The following is a 15602-nucleotide window of genomic DNA, read 5'->3' on the forward strand; positions in this document are numbered from 1 at the left end:
CGCGCTTACACCGAAACGTCCGCGATGGCCGCCTTGGCCGTCGCGAGTTGCGGCGGAGCGACCGAAAGATCACGCAGGCCGGCTTCAAGCAGCGCGGGGATGGCGGCCGGGTCGCCGCCCGCGTCGCCGCAGAGGCTGACCGGAATTCCTTTCTCGCGTCCGAAGGCCGCGACCGAAGCGATCAGCCGCAGGACGGCCGGATGATGGACCGAATTGAGCGGCGCGACGGCACCATTGTCGCGTGCCGCCGCCATCACATATTGCGTCAGATCATTGGAGCCGATCGAGAAGAACGCGACGTTGGCAAACGCCTCCGGCGCGATGGCGACAGACGGCACCTCGACCATGATGCCAAGCGGCGGCAGCCTGTGCGCAACACCGCGCGCGGCAAGCGCCGCCTGCTCTTCAGCGAACAGCGCGGCGGCCTGGCTGTACTCTTCGGCGGTGGCGATCATCGGAAACATCACCTTCAGATTGCCGTGGATGGCGGCGCGCAGCAATGCCCGGATCTGAACACGGAAGATATCGCGCCGCGCCAGCGACAGCCTGATGCCGCGCAGGCCAAGGAAAGGATTGGTTTCCTCGACGGTGAAGCCGGGGACCGGCTTGTCGCCGCCGGCGTCGACGGTGCGTATGGTCACCGGTTTTTCTCCGGCCCATTCCAGCACCCTGCGATACGCGTGGTACTGCGTCTCCTCATCCGGCAGCGCCTTGCCGAACAGGAACTCCGTCCGCATCAGGCCGACGCCGTCGCAAGTCGCGATATCGATGCCGTCGACATCGGAAGGGTAGGCGATGTTCACTCGCACCCGCACGGGAGTGCCGGCTTTGGTCACCGCCGGCTGGATGAGAAAGGTCTGCGCTTTGCCCTGTTGCACGGCGAAGGAGGAGGACGACTGGTGGAAGGCTTCGATCTCCGCCGGCGAGGGCGAGAGCACGATGCCGCCATGCTCGGCGTCGAGCAAAGCGACCCCTGCTGGTTTATCCGCCAAGTCGCCGAGCCCCACCACCATCGGCACGCCGCGCGAGCGCGCCAGCATGGCGACATGGCTGGCCGTGCTGCCGGCCTTGAGCGCGATGCCGCCGCCTTTGCTCCAGTCGGTCTCAAGGAAGCGCGTCGGCGGGATGTCCGTGCCGTAGAGGATGGCGCCCGGGGGTGCTGCGTCCTCGCTGTCCTCGCTCAGCGCCCGCAGCACCTGGTCGCGGATGTCGCGCAGGTCGGCGGCGCGGGCGCGAAAATAGTCCTGGTCGGACGCCTCGTAGCCGGCGATCTCGGCATCCAGCGCCTGCCGCCAGGCAGCGTCGGCCGGTTCGCCGGAACCGATCGCCGCGATGGCCGGACCGCTCAGCGCGTCGTCCTGCAGCATCGCGATGTGGAATTCGAGTATGCCGGCGGCATCGGCGTCGGCGGCGTCGGTAAGCGATGTCAGCCGGCGCACCGCCTTGCCGATCGCCGCCTTCAGCGCTGCTTCTTCCCCTGCCGGGCTCGCCTTGCGTCTGTAGGCAACCGGCGGCCGGTCGAGCTCGAACAGCGGCCCTTCGGCATAACCTGGAGACGCGGGAACACCGTCAATCCGCATGGCCCGCATCCCTTGCGAGGCCAGGGATACCCAGACCCGTTTCAAGCGGACCGGGCATGGTCCCTGTCCTCGTCGAAGTCGCGCTGCACCAGGTCGACCAGCGCGCCTACCGCTTCCTGGGCGCCGTCACCTCGCGCCCTTATGTGCAGCACGGTCCCTTTCGGCGCCTTGGCCGCCATCACCTTGACGATGCTCTTGGCGTCGACCCAAGGGCCATTGGCGGCGACGGCCACTTCCACATCGGCCGCGAACGACTTGGCGAGCTTGGTGAACTTCACCGAAGGGCGCGCATGCAGGCCCACTTTGTGGGTGATCAGAACCGTGGCTTCGGCGGATGCGGACATTCAGTCGGTTCCCGTTCACTCACGACGGCGACAATTCATGCGCCGTCGCCACCACTTCCTTGAGCGAGGCGCCGCCGGAAGCTTCCGTCGCCGCCATCACCGCGCCCTCGACGATCGGCGCGTTGCAGACCACGATCTTGTGGGAGCGCGGCTCGCCGATCATCTCGACCGCCATCTCGCTGTTGGTCTCGGCGCCGCCGAGATCGACCAGGATGGCGACACCCGCTTCCGACCATGCCTTGTCGATCGCGCCCATGATCGCCTCGACGCTGGTGCCGAGCCCGCCATGGCCGTTTCCGCCGCACCATGCAAGCGGCACTTCGTCGCCCACCATCTGGCGCACCATGTCGGCCGTGCCTTCGGCGACCAGCGGCGAATGCGACACGATAACAATACCGACATTGCTCATCAAAACCCCTCGACGGTTTCAGCGACTGCGCGCACCAGCAGCGCGGTCGAACGCGCCCCGGCGTCCATGTGTCCGATCGAGCGTTCGCCCAGGAAGGAGGCGCGCCCGCGCAGGGCCTTCATCGGCACGGTTGCATCTGCTGCCCTGTCGGCGGCCTCGGCGATCTCCGTGCCGGCCTTGCCTTGCGCCAGCGCCTCATACACCGGTTGCAGCACGTCGAGCATGGTTTTTTGCCCCGGCTGCGATTTGCCGCGCGCCGAAACCGCCTCGATCGCCTTGCCCAGCGCCGCCGTCAGCGCGGCGCGGTCCGGCGCTGGCGGAAGTTCCCTGCCGAGGGCCATGAACAGCGTCCCGAACAGCGGACCGGAGGCGCCGCCCACCGTCATCACCAGCTTGGTGCCGACCGCCGTCAGCGCGTCCGGCAGGGACTTGGCCGCAAATGCGTCCGCTTCGGCGCGCACGGCTTCGAAGCCCCGCTGCATGTTCAACCCATGGTCGCCGTCGCCGATCGCCTGGTCGAGCGCGGTCAGTTCCTCGGCATGCGCCGCGATCGTGTCCGCCGCCGCCGCGATCAATCGTGAGAAATCGGATGCGGCCATTCTCTGTCCTTCATGCCGGGGCGAACATGGCCGCCACGGCCGCGAATACTTCTGCCACGGCAAAGGCGCCCGGATCCGCGACGCCGTCAAGCTGCCTTCCGATATAGGCGGAGCGCCCGGCCTTTGCCTTCCGCATCGCGGCGGTAGCCTCCGCGCCGTGCCGCGCGGCCGATGCTGCCGCTTCGGGCCCGCCCGCGTCGAGCGCTTTGAGCGCCGGCTCCAGCGCATCGACCATGGTGCGGTCGCCGACCTTGGCGCCGCCGTAGAAGGTCATCCGCTCAAGACCGGCGAGCAACGCCTTGCTGAACGATGCGCCGCCGTTGAGCGACTGCGCCGCGGCGGTGAAGAAGATCGACAATAGCACGCCGCTCGAACCGCCCATCGATGTCCCCAATATATCGCCGATTGCGGCGAGCGTTGCGGTCTTGGCAAGCGGCAGTGTGTCGATGCGGTCGAGCACGCTGCGCGCGCCCGTCGCCACCGTCGACCCGGTGTCGCCGTCGCCCGCCTTGGCGTCCAGGCCGTTCAACGCCTCTTCGAGCGAGATCAGCTTCTCGCAGACCGTGGCGATCAGGCGCTCGGCGCCGACGTCGCTGCTGGCCGCCCTGGCGGCGTCGCGAATGGCCGGTTTAGCCGCTGCCACCACGACCGGTAGGCGAACCGGTTTCGCCGGCAGCCAGGCGTGCGGGCCGACCGGCGCCAGCAGCGCCGCCTCGCGCTCCGCATCCAGCTTGATCAGCGACAGTGAAAACCCGTTCATGTTGAGCGCGGTCATCAGATGCCCGGGACCGATCGTCAGCGTCACCGCCTTTGCCAGCGGCGAGGCAAGCGCCGCATTGGCGATCAGCGACATTTCGAGCGGCGGCACCGATCCGAGATTGTTGATCAAGAGCGCATAGCGGCTGCCCGGATCGAGCCGCGCGGCGAGGCGCTCCGCCATGATGGCGACCAGCTTGCCGGCGCTTTGCAGGGCAATACGCTCGACGCCCGGCTCGCCATGGATGCCGAGGCCAAGCTCGCCGTCGTCGGCGCCGAAGCGGTCCTGATGCGCCTGTCCAGGGATCGAGCAGGAGGAGAGCGAGATGCCGAGAGAAACGATCTCCTTCGCCGCCGCGCGCGCCGCGGCCGTGACCGAGGCCAGGTCATGGCCGGTTTCGGACAGGTGCCCGGCGATCTTGTGCACGAACAGCGTGCCGGCGATGCCGCGCGGCTGCGCGATGTCGGGCAGCGCGATGTCGTCGCCGACGATCACCATCTCGACCGAAAAACCTTCCGCGCGCGCCTTCTCGGCGGCCAGCCCGAAATTGAGGCGGTCGCCGGTGTAGTTCTTGACGATCAGCAGGCAGCCGGCGGAGCCGGTCGTCGCGCGGATCGCCGCCAGCACCGCCTCGACGCTGGGCGAAGCAAAAATCTCGCCCGAGACGGCGGCCGTCAGCATGCCGGCGCCGACGAAACCCGCATGCGAAGGCTCGTGCCCCGCGCCGCCGCCTGAGACGACGGCAACCTTCGTCTTGTCCCAGTCGACGCGCAGCACAACCTTGACTTCGGGATAGCCGTCGAGGCGCGCCAGCGTGCCCGAGCCGGCGGTCGCAAGAAAGCCGTCCAGCGCCTCGGTGACGATCGAGTCCTTGCGATTGAAAAAGTGCTTCATGGATTGCGTCCAGTCCGTATCTGCTATTCGTCAATCGGTGTGCGATGCGTGCGCGAGCCGGCTGCATCAGTCCCCAGCTAAATCAATCTTTGCCCGTCCGAGCCGAAATAAAGTGGCGAGCGATAGCGGATCGTCACCTTGTCCCCCTTATCGAGCGGCGTGTCGGGATCGGTCAGCGTCACCAGCTTCTTCGCGCCCACCGTCACATGCAGGTGGTTCTGGTCGCCGAGGTGCTCGACCCAGTCGACGATCCCGTCGGCGTGGCCGTTGGCCGCCTTCTCGATCGACAGATGCTCGGTGCGCGCGCCGATCGTCGTCGTGCCGGCCGGCGCGCCGCCGTCGGGCAACAGTCCGGCCGGCAAAAGGTTGATCGCCGGCTGGCCGAGACGAGCCGCGACATGAAGGTTTGCCGGCTCCGAATAGATCGCGCGCGGCGTGCCGATCTGCACCAGCACGCCATCGGCCAGGATGCCGATGCGGTCTGCCATGGTCATCGCCTCGATCTGGTCATGCGTGACATAGAGCATGGTGGCGCCGAGCTCGGACTGAATGCGCTTGAGCTCGAGCCTGAGGTCGGCGCGCAGCTTGGCATCGAGCGAGGACAGCGGCTCGTCCATCAGGTAGATCGCTGGCTTGCGCACCAATGCGCGGCCGATGGCGACGCGCTGCATCTCGCCGCCCGACAACTTGGTCGAGCGGTTATTGAGCTTGTGGTCGATGCGCACCATGCGGGCCACCTCCTCGACCCGGCGGCGCACCGCCTCCTCGGGAAAGCGCCGCGCCGGTGAGCGCAGCGGGAAGGCCAGGTTGTCGTAGACCGAAAGATGCGGGTAGAGCGAATATTGCTGGAACACGAAGGCCGTGTCGCGCTCGGCCGGCGACCGTCCCGTCGCGTCGTGGCCGCCGATGTGGATCGTGCCGCTGTCTGGCCGCTCCAGCCCGGCGATCAGCCTGAGCGCCGTCGTCTTGCCGGCGCCGGTCGGCCCAAGCAGCACGACGAACTCGCCGTCCTTGATCTGCAGGTCGAGATCGTTGATGGCGACCGTCTCGCCAAAACTCTTGGTCACACCCTGGATGTGGACGTCAGCCATGGCGCGCCTCCGCTGCCTGATCATGCATGGCGGTCTTGACCGCGCGTCCAGTGCCTTTCTCGAACAGCGATAGCCGAGCGCTGCTCAGCGCCAGCCCGACCGGCTCGCCGGGGGCGAGATGGATGCCGGCCGGCACCCGGGCCTTGATGATGCCGTCCGCAGTCTCCACTGCGACGATCTGCGTGGTGCCGAGATATTCGGTGCCATAGATCGCGCCGCGCAGCTTCGAGGTGTCGTCAAAGCGGATGTGCTCGGGCCGGATGCCGAGCGCCATGTCGGCGGCCGCTACATCCTCTCGCACTTCCGGCACCGTCACCTTGGCGCCCTGCACGACGATCTCCTTCGCGCCTCTGGGGAGGCCGCCCCCGAAGCGCAGGAAATTCATCGGCGGCGAGCCGATGAAGTCGGCCACGAACATCGTCGCCGGCCGGTCGTAGATTTCGCGTGGGCTGCCGAACTGCTCGATGACGCCGTGGTTCATCACCGCTATCTTGTCGGCCATCGACATCGCTTCCATCTGGTCATGCGTGACATAGACCGTGGTGGCGTGGATGCGGTTGTGCAGCTCGCGCAGCTCATGGACCATCAGATCGCGAAATTCGGTATCGAGGGTCCCCAGCGGCTCGTCCATCAGGAAGCACTTTGGCCTCCGCACGATGGCGCGGCCGAGCGCGACGCGCTGGCGGTCGCCGCCGGCAAGGCCGGAGACCGATTTGTCGAGCAGATGGTCGATGCGCAAGAGCTTCGCCGTTTCCTCGACACGCGTGCGGATCTCGGCCGAAGCCATGCCCTGCGCTAAGAGCGGGAAGCCGATGTTCTTGCGCACGTTCATGTGCGGATAGAGCGCGAAGAGCTGGAAGACGAAGGCGATGTCGCGTTCGCGCGCCCGGCGCATGGTGACGTCCTCGCCGCCGAGCAGAATCTTGCCGCCGGTCGGCAACTCGAGGCCTGCAATCATGCGGAGCGTCGTGGTCTTGCCGCAGCCCGAAGGCCCGAGCATGACGAAGAACTCGCCGTCCTCGACGACGAAGTTGGAATCCTGCACGGCGACGAAGTCGCCGAAGGCTTTCCTCAGGTTCTGAACGCGGATCTCGGCCATGGCTATTCCGGGAATTTCGAGACGATGATGAACGTGGCCGTGCCGAAGAGCATGGTGACGAAGGAATAGCTGTAGAGCGACAGCGCGAAAGACTGGAAAAGCATCAGGAAGCCGATGGCGATGATCGCGGTAGCGATGTTTTCCATCAAGCCGCGCCTCGCCCAACGGGGCCATGATGAGCGCTTTGAGCCGATAGGGCGGTTCATGCAGCACCCCCTTCCTTCTCCCCGTTCACGGGGAGAAGGTGGCCCGAAGGGTCGGATGAGGGGCGGCGCAAACGCCTCTGACTAACGCAAACGCCGGAGCTGCCCCTCATCTGCCTGCCGGCATCTTCTCCCCGTGAACGGGGAGAAGGGACGCTGCCGCGGCGCCGGTTCCATACTTCTCGACACTTCATCATTTGCGCACCGCGCCGAAGGTGATGCCGCGCAGCAATTGCTTGCGGAGCAGGATGGTGAAGACCAGGATCGGCACCAGGAAGATCGTCGTGCCGGCGGCCACCGCCGGCCAGTCCTGGCCGCCTTCGCCGATGATGGTCGGGATGAAGGGTGGCGCGGTCTGCGCAGTGCCGGAGGTCAGAAGCGCCGCGAACGCATATTCGTTCCAGGCAAAGATCAGGCAGAAGATCGCGGTGGCGGCGATGCCGGTGGTCGCTTGCGGCAGCACGGTGCGCCAGAACGCCTGCAGCCTGGTATAGCCGTCGATCATCGCCGCTTCTTCATATTCGCGCGGGATCTCGTCGATGAAGCCCTTGAGCAGCCACACGGCTAAAGAAACGTTGACCGCGGTGTAGAGCAGGATCATGCCGAGCGCGGTGTCGGAGAGGCCGAGCTCGCGGTACATCAGGTAGATCGGGATCGCCACCGCGATCGGCGGCATCATGCGCGTCGACAGGATGAAGAACAAAAGGTCGTCGGCCAAAGGCACCTTGAAGCGCGAGAAGCCGTAGGCCGAGAGCGTGCCGAGGAACACAGCGCAGAAGGTCGAGCCGAAGGCGATGATCAGCGAGTTGACGAAGCGCGGCAGGAAGTTCGATTGGCCTGCGATCACCATGTTGCGCTTGCGCACCGTCTGGTCACAGAAGCCGGTCGCCGGTCCAAGCGAGTTGATGTATTCCGGCGTCTGCCTGGTGCGGGTGGTGAACAGGTTGCAATAGCCCTCGATGCTCGGCTGGAAGACGATCTTCGGCGGATAGGCGATCGAATCCGGCGGCGTCTTGAAGCTGGTGGCGAAGATCCATAAGAGCGGCACGATCGAGATCAGCGCATAGCCGACGACGAGCGCGCCGGCGATCCGCTTCGAGTTCGACGACGGCGCGACGACGGAGTGGGCGGTGGTCAGGCTCATCTCTGCTTCACCTTGTTGAGCGCCTTGACGTAGATGTTGGCCAGCCCGAACACCGCGACGAACAGGATGATGGCGAAGGCCGAGGAATAGCCGGTGCGCCAGCTCTCGAAGGCCTGCCGCTTCAGCGTGATCGAGGCGACTTCCGTTGTCGAGCCGGGTCCGCCGCCGGTGAGCAGATTGACCATGTCGAACATCTTGAAGTTCTCGATGCCGCGGAACAGCACCGCCAGCATGATGAAGGGCAGCGCCATCGGCAGCGTGATCGACCAGAACTGCCGCCAGTTGGAGGCGCGGTCGACCTCGGCCGCTTCATAGATGTATTCGGGGATCGAGCGTAAGCCCGCGAGGCAGATCAGCATCACGTAAGGCGTCCACATCCATGTGTCGACGATGACGATCGCCCATGGCGCCAGCTCGACATTGGACAGCATCTGCACGTTCGTCGGCGGGATGCCGGTGAGGAAGGAGACGGCGTAGGCGAACAGCCCGATCTGCGGCTCGTAGAGGAAGCGCCAGAAATTGCCGACCACCGCCGGCGACAGCATCATCGGCACCAGGATGATCGTCGTCCAGAAGGCGTGCCCGCGGAATTTGCGGTCGATCAGCCACGCCAGCGTGAAGCCGATCACCGTCTGCAGAAGGATGGTCCAGAACACGAAATGCGCCGTCGTCTGCATGGCGATCCAGATGTCCTGGTCGCCGAGGATGCGCCGGTAGTTGGCGAGCCCGAGGTTCTTCACCACCTCGTTGGGGCGGTTGGCGCGGTAATTGGTGAAGGAGAGATAGATCGCCCAGAACAGCGGGAAGATGTTGATGGCTAAAAGCAAAAGGATCGTCGGCGAGATGAACAGCCAGGCGAGGCCCTTGTCGCTGATGCCCCGGATCTTCTTGGCCAACGGCTCCGGTGTCGCCCGGGCAACGTTGTCCGCAGTCCGATTGAGCATGGTTAGTCCTGCATCGGTCACTGGTAAGTCTCGGCGATGGAATTTATCTGAACTGCGTCCCGTGCCAAGGGCGGCACGGGACGCTTCGGTCTGGCTCGGGAGGAGCCTTACATCTTGCCGTCATCCTGGAAGACCTGCGTCCAGTCCTTGACGAGGCCGTCGAGAGCGTCCTTGGGGGAAGCCTGGCCGGCGACGACATAGTCGTGGAAGCGCTTCTGCGAGGCCTGCAGCAGCGGCGCGTAGCTGGGCTCCGCCCAGAAGTCCTTCACGATCGCCATGGAGTCGAGGAAGGCCTGCGCATAGGGCTGGCTGGACGGGAACTTCGGGTCCTTGACGACGGAGTTCAGGCAGGAATAGCCGCCGAGCGACCACCACTTGCCCTGCACGTCCTTGTTGGCGAACCACTTGATGTACTTCAGCGCCGATTCCTGCTTGTCGGAATAGGAAACCACCGAAATGCCCTGGCCGCCGAGCTGCGCGAACTGGTCGCCATCCGGACCTTTGGGGTTGACGAAGTAGCCGATCTTGTCGCCGCCGACATTCTCGTCCTTCTGCAGGCCGGGCCAGGTGAAGGCGAAGTTCATGTGCATTGCCACCTGTCCTGATTTGAAGGCGTCGACGCCTTCGCCCATGTAGCTGTTGGAGGCGCCGGGCGGCGTGCAGCAGTCATAGAGCGCCTTGTAGAATTCCAGCCCCTTCACCGACTTCTCGGAATTGACGAAGCCCTCCATCTCGTAGGGCTTCTTCGGGTTCTCATACTGGAAGCCGTAGCTGTAGAGCACGTCCATGGCGCCCATGGTGATGCCCTCCGAGCCGCGCTCGGTATAGATCGAGGCGCCGTAGACGGTCTTGCCGTCGATCTGCCGCTTCTGGAAGAACTCGGCGATCTGCTTCAGCTGGTCGAAGGTGGTCGGTGGGGCGAGGTCCCAGCCATATTTTTCCTTGAATTCCTTCTGCAGCTCGGGCCGCGAGAACCAGTCCTTGCGATAGGTCCAGCCAACGACGTCGCCCATGGCCGGCAGCGCCCAGTAGTTCGGCGTGTTCTTCGGCCATTCCGAATAGCCGACCACGGTCGCCGGCACGAAGTCGTCCATGCTGATCTTCTCCTTGTCGAAGAAGTCGTTCAGCTTGACGTAGTGGCCGTTCTCGGCGGCGCCGCCGATCCACTGGCTGTCGCCGATGATCAGGTCGCACAGCTTGCCGTGCGAGTTGAGCTCGTTGAGGAAGCGGTCGGCATAGTTGGTCCATGGCACGAACTCGAACTTCATGCCGATGCCGGTTTCCTTGGTGAAGTCCTTGGACAGTTCAACGAGCGCGTTGGCCGGGTCCCAGGCCGCCCAGCAAAGCGTCAGGTCTTCCGCATGCGCGACGTTCGAGACGGCTGTCGATGCGAGCGTCGCCGAGGCCAGTCCCAACGCCAGTTTCAAGGTCGATTTCATGCCTTACCTCCCATTTGCGAAACGCGTCCGGATGACGGTTTCAAGAGCCCTCAACCCTCGCTCCTCCGAGGGTCTGAACATGACGCGCGATGCGCTGTCGATGTTTAGTAATTTGTTTAGTGATGCTCTTTTTACTAAACAACGCAAGCGAATTCGTTGCTGCGCCGCAGCATGGCGAAAGCAATGGTTGAAATCGTTGGGAAAAGATGGCCGGACGGCCCTAACCAATTCCAGGAAAACTGCGCAGCGGTTTTCCATCCGGAATTGCACAGAACGCAAACTGACCTGACAGGTTGCGCGCTGACCTTGGCCGCTGATATGCGGGCGCGATGAAGACAGGATCCCTGCCCGAGCTCCCGGTGTCCGCCGTGCTGCCCGCGCTTGTCGACGCGCTCGCCGGGCGCAACAGCGCCGTGCTGGTGGCGCCGCCCGGCGCCGGCAAGACGACGCTGGTGCCGCTGGCGCTGCTCGACGCGCCGTGGTTGGGCGAGGGCAAGATCGTGCTGCTCGAGCCGCGCCGGCTCGCCGCCCGCGCTGCTGCGCGCCGCATGGCCGAGCTGCTCGAAGAGGAGCCGGGCGGCACCGTCGGCTACGCCATGCGCATGGAAAACCGCACCTCGGCGCGGACAAAAATCCTCGTCGTCACCGAGGGCGTGCTGTCGCGCATGATCCTCGACGATCCGGAACTGCCCGGCGTTTCGGCGGTGATCTTCGACGAATTCCATGAGCGCTCGCTCGACGGCGATTTCGGCCTGGCGCTGGCGCTCGACGTGCAGGGCGCGCTCAGGCCCGACCTGCGCCTGCTGGTCATGTCGGCGACGCTCGATGGCGCGCGCGTCGCAAAGCTCCTGGCGCAAGCGCCGGTGATCGAGAGCAAGGGCCGCGCCTATCCGGTCGACATCCGCTATGACGAGCGGCCAGCCGGCGTGGCCGTCGAGGATGCGATGGTCAAAGCGGTTCGTGCCGCACTCGCCACAGAACAAGGCAGCGTGCTTGCTTTCCTGCCTGGACAGCGCGAGATCGAGCGCGCCGCCGAGCGACTTGTGGGCAATGTCGGCGGCGATACCGACATTGTCCCGCTCTATGGCCAATTGGACAACAGGGCGCAGGACGCTGCGATCAAGCCGGCGCCGCTCGGCCGCCGCAAGGTGGTGTTGGCGACGTCGATCGCCGAAACCTCGATCACCATCGACGGCGTGCGCGTCGTCATCGATTCCGGCCTGTCGCGGCTGCCGCGCTATGAGCCGGCAAGCGGCCTGACCCGGCTGGAGACGGTGCGCGTCAGCAAGGCTTCCGCCGACCAGCGCGCCGGCCGCGCCGGGCGAACGCAGCCCGGCGTTGCCATCCGGCTGTGGCGTGCCGAACAGACTGCAGCACTTCCCGCCTTCACGCCGCCGGAAATCCTCGAAGCCGATCTTTCCGGCCTGCTGCTCGACTGCGCCGCTTTCGGCGTCGCCGATCCGACAAGCCTGGCCTTTCTCGATCCGCCGCCGGCGCCGGCACTCAAAGAGGCACGCGTGCTGCTCAAAGCGCTCCACGCCATCGATGACGCCGGGCGGCTGACCGAGGCGGGCGCTGCGATGCGCAAACTGGCGCTGCCGGTGCGGCTTGCGCATATGGTGGCGGAAGCGGCAAAGATCGGCCAGGCGCAGGAAGCGGCGACGCTTGCCGTGCTGCTCACCGAGCGCGGGCTGGGCGGCGACAGTGCCGATCTGGAGCGCCGGCTGATACGCTTTCGCGGCGAGAAATCGCCGCGCACCAATGCCGCCCGACAGCTTGCGGAACGATTGGCGAGGCAGGCCTCACCCTCCCCCTTGAGGGGAGGGTCGGCGGGCGCGCTGAGCGACGCTCAGCGCGATCGACGGGGTGGGGTCGCCGGTCGCGTGCCCGAACCGACCCCACCCCGATCCGCTGCGCGGCTCGACCCTCCCCTCAAGGGGGAGGGAAAAGGCGCCGGCGCCCTCCTTATCCATGCCTGGCCGGACCGTATCGCCAGGGCGCGCGGCGAGCGCGGACGTTTCGTGCTCGCCAACGGCTCCGGCGCCATGGTTGACGCCGCCGATCCCCTTGCCGGCGAGGCCTGGGTTGTTGTCGCCGACTTGCAGGGCAAGGCGCAGAACGCCCGCATCACCGCCGCCGCTCCCGTCGATGAGGCCGATATCCGCGCCGCCCTTCCCGACCGCATCGAGACGCGGCGCGAGACAAGCTTCGACCGCGAGCGCCGCGCCGTGCGCGTGCGCGAGACCGCCAGGCTCGGCGCCATCACGCTTTCGGAACGCATGCTGCCGCCGCCCTCAGGCGCCGATGCCAACCGCGCCATTCTCGATGCCTTGCGCGAGCACGGCCTGTCGCTGCTCGACTGGGGCAAGGAGGCGGAGGTGCTGCGCCAGCGGCTTGGCTGGCTGCATCGCGGCCTCGGCGCGCCCTGGCCGGACGTCGCGGATCAGGCGCTCCTCGATCGCCTCGACGACTGGCTGCTGCCCTTCCTTGCCGGCGACGCCTCTTTCGCGGCGATCAAGCCGGGGACACTCGCAACCGGGCTGATGTCGCTGGTCCCGCACGACCTGCAGCGCAAGGTCGACGCGCAGGCGCCGACCCATTTCGACGCGCCCTCCGGCAGCCACGTGCCGATCCGCTATGACGGCGAATGGCCGGTGCTTTCGATCCGCGTGCAGGAGCTGTTCGGCCTCGACCGCCATCCGGCGATCGCGGGCGGCACGGTGCCGCTGACGCTGGAGCTGCTGTCGCCGGCACATCGCCCGATCCAGACGACGCGCGATCTCCCTGGTTTCTGGCGCGGTTCATGGGCGGATGTGCGCGCCGACATGCGCGGTCGCTACCCCAAGCATGTCTGGCCGGAAAACCCGCTCCTTGCGACCGCCACCAGCCGCGCCAAGCCCAGAGGGAGATGATCGCAAACGAGATGGTCCACCGTTTCTGTTTTCCCGGCTATAGTCCCTTGCGATGATCAACATCTTGCGCGTCCCCGATACCCAACAGAGCCAGCGTCTGCGGCTCAACACGCTGATCCGCCTGCGCTGGCTGGCCATCGTCGGCCAGAGCCTGACGGTGCTCGTCGTCGCCTACGGGCTGAAATTCCCGCTGCCGGTTTCGATGTGCTTCGCGCTCATCGCCTGCTCGGCCTGGATGAACCTCTGGCTGACCTTCCGCTATCCGGCCGCGCACCGGCTGACGCCCTTCTCGGCCTTCGCCATCCTCACCTTGGACAGCCTGCAGCTCGCCGGCTTGCTCTATATGACCGGCGGGCTGACCAACCCGTTCTCGGTCCTGCTCTCGGTCCCGGTCGTCATCTCCGCGGCGTCGCTGCCGCTGCGCCTCACAGCGGTGCTGGGCGCGCTGGTCATCGTGACGGCAACGCTGCTGGTGTTCTTCCATCTGCCGCTGCCCTGGCACGAGGGCGCGCCGCTGCCGATGCCCTTCATCTATGTCGCCGGCATGTGGATGGCGGTGTTTTCATCGATCGCCTTCACCGCGATATATGCCTTCCGCGTCGCGGCCGAGGCGCGCCTGCTCGCCAACGCGCTCGCCGCTACCGAGCTGGTGCTGCAGCGCGAGCAGCATCTTTCAGCGCTGGACGGCCTCGCGGCGGCTGCCGCGCATGAGCTCGGCACGCCTTTAGCCACCATCACGGTCGTCGCCAAGGAAATGGAAAAGGCGCTCGGCGAGGATGCGAAATTCGGCGAGGACGTGAAGCTGCTGCGCTCGCAAAGCGAGCGTTGCCGCGAGATCCTGAAGCGGCTGACCAGCCTGTCCTCGGAAGGCGAGGAGCATCTTTCGCGCCTGCCGCTGACCTCGCTGGTCGAGGAAGTGACGGCGCCGCACCGCGATTTCGGCATCTCGATCCGGCTGCGTCCCGGCGAGCGCGTCGGCCCGGAGCCGGTCGGACGGCGCAACCCCGGCGTCATCTACGGGCTCGGCAATTTGGTCGAGAACGCCGTCGACTTTGCCAAGAAGACGGTCACCGTCAGCTGGAACTGGGACAATGAGGAGGTCTCCTTCTCCATCACCGACGACGGACCGGGCTTTCCGCCGGAGATCATCGACCGCATCGGCGAGCCCTATATGTCGACGCGCCAGGGAACCGAGGCCGGCGGCGGCCTCGGGCTCGGCCTTTTCATCGCCAAGACCTTGCTGGAGCGCTCGGGCGCGACGCTCGATTTCCGCAATTCGAGCGGGCTCGGCGAGGGGGCGGTGGTGCAGATCAGCTGGCCGCGCGGTGTCTTCCTCAATCCCGAGCACGCCTCGGGGACCGCGTTCGATAATGTCTGAGCCTATGCATTTGCTGCATGGCAGCTTTGTTGCCGGCTGTAAAAATTGGACATTGCTGTTGCAGAATTGTATCTGCGTAAAAGTGAGGCATGTCGCCCAAAACCGTGCAGCGGCTTTGGCACGACGACATGCCCGGAAACATGGACTTGATGCGCGCGCTCGCTACAATCCGTTTCGGGGCGACGCGCTTCAAGTCGGTAGGATGCTGATGAGATGAGCGCAGCCGAAGGCACTGGCGCAATGGTTGAAGGCGAGGACACCTCGCTGCTGATCGTCGACGACGACAAGCCGTTTCTCACCCGGCTTGCCCGCGCCATGGAAACCAGGGGCTTCATGGTCGAGACGGCGGAAAGCGTGGAGGAGGCTGTCGCCAAGGCGCGCGCCCATCCGCCGGCCTATGCGGTGGTCGATATGCGCCTCGGCGACGGCAACGGCCTCGACGTGGTCGCCGCCATCCGCGAGAAGCGCGACGATGCCCGCACCATAATCCTAACCGGCTACGGCAACATCGCCACGGCGGTGACGGCGGTGAAGCTCGGCGCCGTCGACTACCTGTCGAAGCCGGCCGACGCCGACGACGTGTTCGCAGCGCTGACGCGCACCGCGGGCGAGCGTGCGGCTCCGCCCGAAAACCCGATGTCGGCCGACCGCGTGCGCTGGGAGCATATCCAGCGCGTCTACGAAATGTGTGACCGCAACGTTTCCGAGACCGCGCGCCGGCTCAACATGCACCGCCGCACCCTGCAGCGGATTCTGGCCAAGCGCGCGCCGCGCTAGGTTAGCCAAGTGCGCTGGACAAGCGCTTTAGG

14 protein-coding genes are annotated in these 15602 nt (G+C 65.9%); 3 read left to right on the forward strand and 11 right to left on the reverse strand.

Annotated features, from left to right (window positions below):
* Nucleotides 1-5: 5 nt before the first annotated feature.
* The 11 genes from ptsP to EH240_RS15945 all read right to left on the reverse strand — a co-directional run bounded on the left by ptsP (nt 6) and on the right by EH240_RS15945 (nt 10503).
* Nucleotides 6-1580, reverse strand: coding sequence for a phosphoenolpyruvate--protein phosphotransferase (ptsP, locus tag EH240_RS15895; RefSeq protein WP_167484032.1), 1575 nt, complete (start codon nt 1578-1580; stop codon nt 6-8).
* Nucleotides 1581-1621: 41 nt separating this feature from the next.
* Entirely contained in the window at nt 1622-1924 is a 303-nt protein-coding gene (locus EH240_RS15900) for an HPr family phosphocarrier protein (protein ID WP_124999762.1), read from the reverse strand.
* Between the two features lie 19 nt (nt 1925-1943).
* The gene (dhaM, locus tag EH240_RS15905) at nt 1944-2333 is read right to left on the reverse strand and encodes a dihydroxyacetone kinase phosphoryl donor subunit DhaM (RefSeq protein ID WP_124999764.1); all 390 of its coding nucleotides are present in this window, start codon (nt 2331-2333) and stop codon (nt 1944-1946) included.
* Nucleotides 2333-2932, reverse strand: a complete 600-nt coding sequence (gene dhaL / locus EH240_RS15910) for a dihydroxyacetone kinase subunit DhaL (protein WP_124999766.1) — start codon at nt 2930-2932, stop codon at nt 2333-2335. Before dhaL ends, dhaM begins: the two co-directional genes overlap by 1 nt.
* A 10-nt stretch (nt 2933-2942) precedes the next feature.
* Complete coding sequence (locus EH240_RS15915) at nt 2943-4583, reverse strand: dihydroxyacetone kinase subunit DhaK (RefSeq protein WP_124999768.1); 1641 nt, start codon at nt 4581-4583, stop codon at nt 2943-2945.
* A 77-nt stretch (nt 4584-4660) separates the two neighbouring features.
* On the reverse strand, nt 4661-5674 hold the full coding sequence (locus EH240_RS15920; RefSeq protein ID WP_124999770.1) for an ABC transporter ATP-binding protein: 1014 nt from the start codon (nt 5672-5674) through the stop codon (nt 4661-4663).
* The gene (locus EH240_RS15925; protein ID WP_124999772.1) at nt 5667-6773 is read right to left on the reverse strand and encodes an ABC transporter ATP-binding protein; all 1107 of its coding nucleotides are present in this window, start codon (nt 6771-6773) and stop codon (nt 5667-5669) included. Before EH240_RS15925 ends, EH240_RS15920 begins: the two co-directional genes overlap by 8 nt.
* A 2-nt stretch (nt 6774-6775) precedes the next feature.
* Complete coding sequence (locus EH240_RS15930) at nt 6776-6979, reverse strand: hypothetical protein (RefSeq protein ID WP_124999774.1); 204 nt, start codon at nt 6977-6979, stop codon at nt 6776-6778.
* Nucleotides 6980-7169: 190 nt separating this feature from the next.
* Entirely contained in the window at nt 7170-8120 is a 951-nt protein-coding gene (locus tag EH240_RS15935) for a carbohydrate ABC transporter permease (protein WP_124999776.1), read from the reverse strand.
* A complete protein-coding gene (locus tag EH240_RS15940; RefSeq protein WP_124999778.1) occupies nt 8117-9064 on the reverse strand; it encodes a carbohydrate ABC transporter permease in 948 nt (315 codons plus the stop codon). The genes EH240_RS15935 and EH240_RS15940 overlap by 4 nt, the downstream gene beginning before the upstream one ends.
* 107 nt (nt 9065-9171) lie before the next feature.
* Nucleotides 9172-10503: an ABC transporter substrate-binding protein gene (locus EH240_RS15945; RefSeq protein ID WP_124999780.1), complete on the reverse strand. Its 1332-nt coding sequence runs from the start codon at nt 10501-10503 to the stop codon at nt 9172-9174.
* A gap of 329 nt (nt 10504-10832) precedes the next feature.
* On the opposite strand from EH240_RS15945, the gene hrpB reads away from it, so the two are divergent.
* The 3 genes from hrpB (at nt 10833) to EH240_RS15960 (ending at nt 15570) form a co-directional block, all read left to right on the forward strand.
* Nucleotides 10833-13415 (forward strand): ATP-dependent helicase HrpB, encoded by a 2583-nt coding sequence (gene hrpB / locus EH240_RS15950; RefSeq protein WP_124999781.1) that lies wholly within the window; start codon nt 10833-10835, stop codon nt 13413-13415.
* A 52-nt stretch (nt 13416-13467) separates the two neighbouring features.
* Nucleotides 13468-14793, forward strand: a complete 1326-nt coding sequence (locus EH240_RS15955) for an ActS/PrrB/RegB family redox-sensitive histidine kinase (protein ID WP_124999783.1) — start codon at nt 13468-13470, stop codon at nt 14791-14793.
* 213 nt (nt 14794-15006) lie between these two features.
* Nucleotides 15007-15570 (forward strand): ActR/PrrA/RegA family redox response regulator transcription factor, encoded by a 564-nt coding sequence (locus EH240_RS15960; protein ID WP_124999784.1) that lies wholly within the window; start codon nt 15007-15009, stop codon nt 15568-15570.
* The last annotated feature ends 32 nt before the right edge of the window (nt 15571-15602 follow it).

The sequence above is a fragment of the Mesorhizobium tamadayense genome, from assembly GCF_003863365.1.
Lineage (GTDB): Bacteria > Pseudomonadota > Alphaproteobacteria > Rhizobiales > Rhizobiaceae > Mesorhizobium > Mesorhizobium tamadayense.